The 7,180-nt window shown below is 65.6% G+C and carries 5 protein-coding genes and 1 pseudogene (1 of these 6 running past the window's edge); 3 read left to right on the top strand and 3 right to left on the bottom strand.

Features of this window, described 5'->3' with window-relative positions:
• Window positions 1–1,418, top strand: a 1,418-nt coding sequence (locus tag B2V21_RS17780) for a Na/Pi cotransporter family protein (RefSeq protein WP_286917556.1), incomplete at its 5' end; no start/stop codon positions are given.
• Window positions 1,419–1,430: 12 nt separating this feature from the next.
• Here B2V21_RS17780 and B2V21_RS17775 read toward each other — a convergent pair.
• A complete protein-coding gene (locus tag B2V21_RS17775) occupies window positions 1,431–2,612 on the bottom strand; it encodes an MFS transporter (protein ID WP_192065681.1) in 1,182 nt (393 codons plus the stop codon).
• Window positions 2,613–2,775: 163 nt separating this feature from the next.
• On the opposite strand from B2V21_RS17775, the gene B2V21_RS17770 reads away from it, so the two are divergent.
• Window positions 2,776–3,972, top strand: a complete 1,197-nt coding sequence (locus tag B2V21_RS17770; RefSeq protein ID WP_286917555.1) for an aminotransferase class V-fold PLP-dependent enzyme — start codon at window positions 2,776–2,778, stop codon at window positions 3,970–3,972.
• Window positions 3,973–4,059: 87 nt separating this feature from the next.
• Here the strand turns inward: B2V21_RS17770 and B2V21_RS17765 are convergent, their stop codons facing one another.
• Both B2V21_RS17765 and B2V21_RS17760 read right to left on the bottom strand, forming a co-directional pair.
• Complete coding sequence (locus B2V21_RS17765) at window positions 4,060–5,352, bottom strand: PQQ-dependent sugar dehydrogenase (RefSeq protein WP_286917554.1); 1,293 nt, start codon at window positions 5,350–5,352, stop codon at window positions 4,060–4,062.
• Window positions 5,349–5,777, bottom strand: a complete 429-nt coding sequence (locus B2V21_RS17760; protein ID WP_049859035.1) for a DUF2231 domain-containing protein — start codon at window positions 5,775–5,777, stop codon at window positions 5,349–5,351. The genes B2V21_RS17765 and B2V21_RS17760 overlap by 4 nt, the downstream gene beginning before the upstream one ends.
• 247 nt (window positions 5,778–6,024) lie before the next feature.
• Here B2V21_RS17760 and B2V21_RS17755 point away from each other — a divergent pair.
• Window positions 6,025–7,180, top strand: a pseudogene (locus tag B2V21_RS17755) (methyl-accepting chemotaxis protein); it runs 420 nt beyond the window's last position.

The following is a 7,180-nucleotide window of genomic DNA, read 5'->3' as shown; positions in this document are numbered from 1 at the left end:
TGATCATGGGCGCCAACATCGGCACCACCCTGGGCAACGGCTTGATCGCCATGCCGCTGGGGCCATTGGGACTGATCTTCGCCGGGCTGTTCGCCCTGGTCTATGTCTTCAGCAAGAACGAAAAGACCCGCCATCTGGCCATTGCCATCATCGGTTTCTCGTTGATCTTCTACGGCCTGAACCTGTTGACCGGCGGGCTCAAACCCCTGCGCGAACTGCCGGAAGTGATGTCGGTCATCTCTGGATTGCGCGCCGACAGCTACACCGGCCTGGCCATCTGCGTGCTGACCGCCGCCGGCATCACTGCCATGATCCATTCCTCGTCGGCCACCATCGGCATCGTCATGGGCCTGGGGGCGGCTGGCATTCTGGATTGGCAGACGGCGGTGGCGTTCTCCCTCGGTGCCGACCTGGGCACCACCGTCACCTCATGGCTGGCCTCGCTCAACCTGTCGAAGAACGCCAAGCGCGCGGCCTATGCCCACATCGCCTTCAACTTCATCGGCGTTGCCATGATGTTTCCGCTGTTCTTTCTGTCCATGGACATCCTGCAAGGGACCATGGGCCTGTTCGGCATGGACGTGACCCGTACCAGTACGGTCGATGGCAAGGAAAGCTTCCCGATGGTGCCCGTGGCGGTGGGGCTATACTCCATCGGCTTCAACATCTTCAACACGGCGCTGATGTTTCCCTTCATCGGTGTGTTCGAGCGTGTGCTCTCGCGCATCGGCGCCAGCCGCAGCGACGCGGAGGACTATGCCGTACCGCGTCATCTCGACCGTGCCGCGCTGGCCAATGTGAACACCGGCGTGGCCGCCGTCAGCCAGGAACTGACCCGCTACAGCGAGGGCATGGGCCTGCTGCTGGACGCGGCGCGCGGCCAATCCCAGGCGCTGAAGAACGCCGCGGAACATGAGCATGCGCTGGACACCCTGAGCCAGGAAATTCGCGGTTACACCGCGCAGATGTTCAAGAACGATGTCACGGCGCGGCAAACCAATCTGCTCGCCAGCCTCATCGAGGAAGAAGACTTCAGCGCAAGCCTGACCCGGACCTTGTCGCAGATCGCCCGCCGCATCGAGCGCCAGGTGTTCTGCGCCAATGCGCGGAAAATCGTCGACGCCATTCTCGATATCGTCGAGCCGGCCGTGCGCAAGGGGCCACAGGGCACCTACCTGCCGAACGCCCACGCCAGGGACCTGCTGGCCCTGCGCGAGCGCTGCCTGCAGCCCGAGCAGAAACTGGGCTGGGACGAACGCGGCGCCATCCTGGCGTTGCTGGGCAGTGCCGAGCGTGCGCTGAATCTGGTTCAGCGCATCGCCGAGGAACGTCTTTCGGTGTCACGAGAACTGGATCAGACCGACCCAGCGTCGGCGGCCGACCATGCCCCCTCCGGCGTATTGGCCAAACCGCTGTAGGCTGAGTTGGTCTCAGCGTGCGGCGGCGGCGGGGGCTGTGGCGTTGTACCAGGGCCGCAGCAGACTGAGCAGGCCCAGCAGCGCCATGCCGGCGCCCAGCCACAACGGGGCGCGCAGTCCCAGACCAGCATCGATCACCGCACCACCGGCCCAACTGCCCAAGGCCAGCCCGGCGGTGATCACCGAGGTGTGCAGGGTGTTGACCAGCGCGCCGGGCTCGGCGGCCTTCATCACCCGCGCGACCATGGCCGGGTTCAGCGCAACCCCGGTCAGGCCAACGGTGAGGAAGCAGGCCAGGTTCAGCCAGAATACCTGACCGGCGAGGGCGAATCCGCCCAGCGCCAGCACCAGCAGGGCCAAGCCCCAACCCAGAGCGGCGAAGGTATGCCGATCGGCGATCCGGCCCACCACCATGTTGCCCAGCACGTTGGCCACGCCGTACAGCGCCAGCAACGGCGCCACCTGGGCGGGAGCCACGCCGACTTCCTCGATCAGGATCGGCGTGCAATAACTGAACGCAGCGAAGGTCGCGCCGATGATCAGGCCGCTGGTGATGTAGGCACCCCACAGGCTGCGGTTCTTCAGGCTGATCCACTGTCTGCCCAGCGACGGCTCGTCGCCGGCCTCGGCGCGCGGCAGGCGCGTGGCAACCAGCACCGTGCACAGCGAGGCCAAGGCCACCACCAGCCAGGCACTGGCCCGCCAGCCATAGTGATGTTCGACCCAGGCGGTCGCCGGCACGCCGGCCACGGGCGAAAGCATCAGCCCGGCCAGCACCACCGAAATGGCCCGGCCGCGGTCCTGCAGGCTGACCAGCCCGGCGCACAGGGTCATGCACAGGCCGATGCAGGCGGCGCTGGACACGCCCATGACGATGCGTGCCACGGCCAGCACCGTATAGGTCGGCGCCGCGGCGGCCAGCGCGCCGGCCAGCACGTACACCGCCAGCAGCCCGACCAGCGCGCGCTGATTGCTGATGCCGCGCGACAGCAGCAGCACCGTGACCGGTGGCCCGCCCAGGGCCATGCCCAGCGCATACAGGGCAATCAGGTTGCCGACCTGGGCCAGGCTCACGGAGAACGCGGCGGCCAGCGCGGGCATCATCCCGGCCACCATGAACTCGGCGGTCACCAGCGAGAAAATCGTCAACCCCAGCAGGTAGACGGTCGGCGGAAGCTTGGAACGGGTGGTCATGAGCGTCTCGGACAAAAATGAAGCTGGCTACCCTAGGGATTGTTGAACGAATGGTCAAATAACCAAGGGCGCTCAGTTCATGTCAGCGACGACCGGCGTTGCCCCTTGCATCCCACGTCCGGCAAAGCGATGCTCGGTGTCTTCCCCTCAAGAGCGTGCTGTCATGCCCTGCGTAACGCAAAGCCCCGCCGAATTGGCCATGGATGAAACCTTCTGGACGGACGTTGCTGCACGCTACCCACGCGACGACGGGCCGATCAACCTCGACGGCGGTTATTTCGGTCGCATGAGCGAAGGCGTGGTGAGCGCCTATGAAGACGCGATCCGTCATGTCAACCGCAGCAACTCGGTGCACGTGCGCCAGCACTTCGACAAGCATGAGGCCGACGCCATCCGCCAGCAGCTCGCCGAGCTGATGGGCGTGCCCGCAGGCGAACTGACCTTTGCCCGCAGCGCATCCGAAGCCCTGTATTCGCTGATCCGCAACTACACGCGTCTGCAGCCGGGCGATCAGGTGTTGATCAGCGACCTGGACTACGGCTCGGTGCAGGGTGCCTTCGACTGGCTGCAGCAGGCCCGCGGCGTCGAGCTGGTGCGTCTGGTCCACGAGCACCCCGCCAGCTACGAGGCTTTGCTCCAGACCTACCGCCAGGCCTTCGCCACCCATCCGCGGCTCAAGCTCATGGCGTTGACCCACGTCACCCACCGTACCGGGCTGGTCATGCCGGTCAAGGCCATTGCCGCCGAGGCCCGTACCCACGGCATCGACGTGATTCTGGACGGCGCCCATTCGCTCGGTCAGATGGAGGTCGATCTGCACGACCTGGGCATCGAGCTGGCGGGCTTCAACCTGCAGAAATGGATCGGCGCGCCGCTCAGCCTGGGGGTCATTCACGTTCGCCGCGAACGCCTGGCCGATTTCTCGCCGGACATGGGCAACCCCAGCTATCCAGCCGACGACATCCGCTGCCTGAGCCCCTACGGCACCCCCAACGTCCCCGCGTTGATGAGCCTGCCCACGGTGTTTGCCGAACACCAGGCGTTGGGCGGCTGGCCAGTGAAGGGCGCGCGCCTGCGTTACCTGCGTGACCTGTGGCTGACGCCTGCGCGAAGGCTGCCGGGCATCGAAGTGCTCACACCCGAAGACCCGCGCCTGTCCTGCTGCATCGCCTCGTTCCGTTTCCGCGACGTGCAGGACCAGCAGGGCAAGATCGACCAGCTCCTCGCCCAGTTCGATATCTTCACCGTCGCCCGTGACGGCTCCGCCTGCGGGCCCTGCATTCGGGTGACACCGGGGATCAACACGACGCCCGCCGACATGCACGCCCTGGTCGATGCCTTGACGGTGATGAGTCGCTGATCGGGAAGCAGGGGGGCAATCAACAACCGGCGCGCTGAACGCGCGCCGGGGGACAACACCTCGGGGCAGGGCGCCCCGAAGCCAGCCTCAACGGCTCGGCGTGACGCGCCAGATGGTGTTGGCCAGGTCATCGGCGATGATCAGCGCGCCGCGCGGATCGACCGTTACACCGACCGGGCGACCACGGGTCTTGCCATCGTCACCACGGAAACCCGTGGCGAAATCGATCGGCTCGCCGGCGGGTTTGTCACCGGCGAACGGCACGAAGATCACCTTGTAGCCCACGGGGTTGTCGCGGTTCCAGCTACCGTGCTCGCCAACGAACGCGCCCTGGGCAAACTTCTCGCCCATGGCCGGGATCGAGAAGTCCACACCCAGTGCGGCGACGTGCGAGCCAAGGCTGTAATCGGGCTTGACCGCCGCCGCGACTTTTTCCGGATTCTGTGGCTGCGCACGGGGGTCGACGTTCTGGCCCCAGTAGCTGTACGGCCAGCCATAGAACTGCCCTTCACGGACCGAACTCAGGTAGTCCGGCACCAGGTCCGGACCCAGCTCGTCACGTTCGTTGACCACGGCCCACAGCTGGCCTGTGCCCGGCTGGATGGTCAGTGCCGTCGGGTTGCGGATACCCGTTGCATAGGGCTTGTGCGCGCCGGTCTGGGCATCGATCTGCCAGACCATGGCGCGGTCGATCTCAACTTCCATGCCTCGTTCGGTCACGTTGCTGTTGGAACCGATGCCCACGTACAGGTAGCGGCCGTCGTCGCTGATGGCCAGCGACTTGGTCCAGTGGTGGTTGATCGCCGAGGGCAGGTCGGCCAGCTTGGTCGGTGCTGCGCTGGCCTTGGTCTGGCCGTCGGTGTAGTCGAAGCGCACCAGGGCATCCTGGTTGGCGACGTACAACTTGCCGTCGGCATAGGCCAGGCCGTAGGGCGCGTTGAGGTTTTCCGCAAACACGGTCTTCAGCTCGTAGGTGCCATCGCCGTCGGCGTCGCGCAGCAGGGTCAGGCGGTTGCCGCCCTTGACCTGGGTATTGCCCTTGGCCTTGATGTAGCTGGCGATCACGTCCTTGGGCTTGAGCTTGGCAGCGCTGCCGCCACGGCCTTCGGCCACCAGGATGTCACCGTTGGGCAGGACCACGGTCTGGCGCGGAATCGCCAGGTCGGTGGCAATCGCGCTGATGGTATAGCCCTGTGGCACGGTCGGTTTGCTGTCGCCCCAAGCCACTGGCTCGGCGATCTTCATGCTCGGCAACAGGCCGCGCTGTGCTTCCGGCAATTTGGGATCGGGCCCGCGGGCCTGGGTGCTGTCGGCTTCGCTGCCGCAACCGGCGAGCAGCAAGGCCACGCTGATGGCCGTCAAGGCGCCTGAATAGTTCATCGAACACCTCCGGAACGCAGATTGGTCAAACCGACCCAGGCCGCGATCAGCGCCAGTGCCGTCACGATCACCGACAGGATCAGCCCCGAAGGCATGACTGCCCAGGCGTCCTTGGCATGTTCGAAGGCGTTGACCAGACCCAGTACCCACGTCACCAGCAACAGCAGGAAGTACACGACTGGACGACCGCCCTTATGTTCCGCGCGGACCAGGTTGATGAGGGCGCACAGCAGCGCCAGGCCACAGAACACCAAGGCACCGGCGATCAGCCAGGCGGCGAAGTTGCTCCACTGGATCTGGTAGCTCTGGTAGTAGGCGATGTCGCTCAGTAGCCCGCCCAGAAAGAGCGGAACGGTACCGGCCAGGAAGATCGCATGCAGCGGACCTGGCCTGTGTCGATAGGCAAGTTGGGTAGTAGTGGTCACGACAATCCCTCATCAAAGGACAACATCGGCACGGATGCACCGGCGGGTCAGACGCGCTTATTGCGCATAGAGAGGATCGCCGCCGCCAAGCGTTAGTTCACAAGCGTTCGTGTCGAAATATTATCGGGCGCCCCGAGACTCGCCACTGGACGTCGCCCTGTCGCCGGCGCGCTCAAGCAACGCCCGAGCCCTGCCGATATAGCGATTGCCCACGCGTTCGCAAGGGCTTCCAATCATGAGGTTCGTCATGTTCAAAACGTCTCTGCGCGCCCAGGTGCTGGCCTTGCTGGCCGGTGGGTTGCTCATCCTGCTGCTGATTGCTCTGGGCAGCTTCAAATTCCTCGCAGGAAGCCTGGATGACTACACACACCTGGTGGCCGGACCGCTGCGGGCCACTGAACTGGTCGATCGTGCCAACGTTCAGTTCAAGACCCAGGTGCAGGAATGGAAGAATGTGCTGCTGCGTGGCAAGGACCCCAAGGCCGCGGACAAGTACTGGGCCCAGTTCGAGGAGCAGGAGCGGGCGGTGGCGGCCACCTTGCAGGCCCTGAGCGAATTGCCCGGCGTACCCGCCAGCGTCAGCCAGAACGCCCAGCGCCTGCGTGATGAACACGCTACGTTGGGCAAGGCCTATCGTCAGGGTCGCGAAGCCTTCCTGGCCAGCGGGGCCGAAGCCGCCAGCGGCGACCGCGCCGTGGCCGGCGTCGACCGTGCCACCAGCGAGCAGATGAACGCTCTGGTGACCGAGCTGCGCGGGCTGGCCGATGAGCAGTCGCGGTTGATCAACGAGCAGGGCCACCAGGCGATCGTCTGGGGCATCGGCATCATGCTGTTGTCCGGACTGCTGATCACCGCCCTGAGCCTGTGGCTGGTCAACCGCAACCTGGTCACGCCGGTGCGCGACCTGATCGACTACGTGGCGCGCCTGAGCCAGGGCCATCTGGCCGAGCGCGTGGTCAGCCAGCGGCGTGACGAGTTGGGCAATCTCGCCGTGGCAGCGAACACCCTGCGCGACTTTCTCGCCGATACCTTCACCCGCCTGCAACGCAGCACGGCCGATCTGGACCAGGCCAGCGGCGAGTTGAACACCATCGCTGCGGTGATGCTGCAGGGCACCAACGAGCAGTTCGAGCGCACCGATCAGGTGGCCACGGCGATGCAGGAAATGTCCGCCACCGCGCAGGAAGTCGCCCGCCATGCCGCCGGCGCGGCCACCGCCGCCGCCGATGCCGACCGCGAGGCGCAAAGCGGTGAGCAGTCCATGCAGGCCACCATCCATACCATCACCCGCATGCGCGGCGAGATTGCCCTGACCGGCGACGTGATTCGTCAGTTGCGCGACGACAGCGGTCGGATCGGCAAGGTGCTGGAGGTGATCCGTGGCATCGCCGACCAGACCAACC

Origin of the sequence: Pseudomonas sp. UBA6276 (assembly GCF_002438365.1) — a bacterium.
Lineage (GTDB): Bacteria > Pseudomonadota > Gammaproteobacteria > Pseudomonadales > Pseudomonadaceae > Aquipseudomonas > Aquipseudomonas coleopterorum.
The sequence above is the reverse complement of the archived record's forward strand: the minus strand, read 5'-3'. Positions and strand labels throughout refer to the sequence as shown.

Excerpts from the sequence above, each read along its gene's own strand:
- B2V21_RS17775 (WP_192065681.1), bottom strand. The coding sequence starts at position 2,612 with ATGACCACCCGTTCCAAGCTTCCGCCGACCGTCTACCTGCTGGGGTTG.
- B2V21_RS17770 (WP_286917555.1), top strand. The coding sequence starts at position 2,776 with ATGCCCTGCGTAACGCAAAGCCCCGCCGAATTGGCCATGGATGAAACC.
- B2V21_RS17765 (WP_286917554.1), bottom strand. The coding sequence starts at position 5,352 with ATGAACTATTCAGGCGCCTTGACGGCCATCAGCGTGGCCTTGCTGCTC.